The organism is Streptomyces sp. NPDC090442 (genome assembly GCF_044769405.1).
Lineage (GTDB): Bacteria > Actinomycetota > Actinomycetes > Streptomycetales > Streptomycetaceae > Streptomyces.
In genome coordinates, this window is record NZ_JBIVXW010000251.1 from 1 (window position 1) to 1458 (window position 1458).

2 protein-coding genes are annotated in these 1458 nt (G+C 66.7%); both read right to left on the reverse strand.

What is annotated here, in order from left to right; translation table 11 throughout:
* Positions 1 to 930 (reverse strand): ISAs1 family transposase (locus ACIQU6_RS44810; protein WP_403488507.1); only part of this gene is annotated, 930 nt, incomplete at its 3' end.
* Between the two features lie 197 nt (positions 931 to 1127).
* Positions 1128 to 1458 (reverse strand): transposase (locus ACIQU6_RS44815; protein WP_403488505.1); only part of this gene is annotated, 331 nt, incomplete at its 5' end.

Below are 1458 nucleotides of genomic sequence, written 5' to 3' on the forward strand. Positions count from 1 at the left end.
AGCAGTCAGGTCGGTGACGGCGTAGACCGTTTCGGTGCTGGTCCTGCCGGTCTTGAGGTCCTGCCGGCGGCGCCGGATCTGGATGGCCTGGACGGTGTGGGGAAACCGCAGCCCGCTGCCGGCGAGGGTGACGGCCTTGAGTCTGCGGATCTCGCGCCGCCCGTGGCCCTTCTCGTCCGTCCTCTCCAACAAGGGCACCTCGCGCCATGGCAGTTTCTTGAGCTGCCGGAACAGCTTCGGCTGGTTGGCCTTGACCACCATCAGGTAGTGCGCGCCCATCCCCACCAGGGCTTTCGCGTGGCCGGTCTGGGTGTGCAGGGCGTCGGAGGTCACGATGACACCGTGCAGGTCCAGCGGCCGCAGCAGCGGGACGAAGCCGGGGATCTCATTGGTCTTCACCCCGACTTCGCGCTGCGCGACGACCAGCCCGAGATGGTGAGTGGCAGCAGCGAGCAAGTGAACTTGCCGACCGTCCTCGCGCACTGCTCCGCGCACAGCCTTGCCGTCCACCGCGAGTCCCTGCCCGCACAGGTCGCCGGTATCTTCCGGGAGAACGAGCGGGTCGGCGGCCGCGACGGTGAAGTAGCCACCGATCGCGTCGTCCAGGGCGTCCCCGTCGATCCGCGCCAGGATCCGGCCCAGCGTCGTGGGCACCGGCACGGCAGCATCACTGGTCTCCGGGCAGGTGGACATGCCCAGCACCGCACGGGTGTGCTCATCCCAGCCCCGGGCGATGTGCCAGATCTGCCGCAGAGAACGGGCACCGCACAGCACCGCCACCACGCACATCACCAGAACGAGGCCGAGCGGCCAGCGGAGCCCGGCACGACGCCGCGGATCGGGCACACCCCGCAGGATCTCGACAAGGGCCGGGAGACCGGCCACGTCGATGGGTGAGACCACCGGCTCCGACTCTCCGTACTGGCGCATGACGGTGGAGACAAGGGAAGATGACACGGCACGACCTCGGATCCGGCTGGAGTAGACACCGCCGAATCATCCGAGGTCGTGTCACTTTTCGCCCAGTTCGCTACGGGCCGTACCACCTCATGCCCGAAACGTCACCCACCGTCCCGCTCCACGAGAACGCATCACCCCTGGGGGTAAGCCAGGGCTAACGCAAGAAGCTAATTACTGTGCGTTTCCGCAGGTCGGGGTGGTAGTCCGAGGAGGTCTAGGGGTGTGGTGAAGGGGTGGTAGGACTGCTCGCGGACGGCTTGGGCGATGTTGGTGGCCCCGTTCTTCCGCAGCAGGTTCATCGCGATGTTACGGAGCGTGGCCATGTTTTCGGGTCCGTGTCCGGTCCGGATGCGGGAGCGGTCCTCGGACCACGCTTCGTCTCGAACGTAATGAATCTTGTTCTCGATGGCCCAGTGCCCCCGCACGGCGGCGGCGAGCTGATGTGGTTTGGCCTGCTGGGACGTCAAGTCCGTGATCACGTAGGCGATTTCGCGGGTC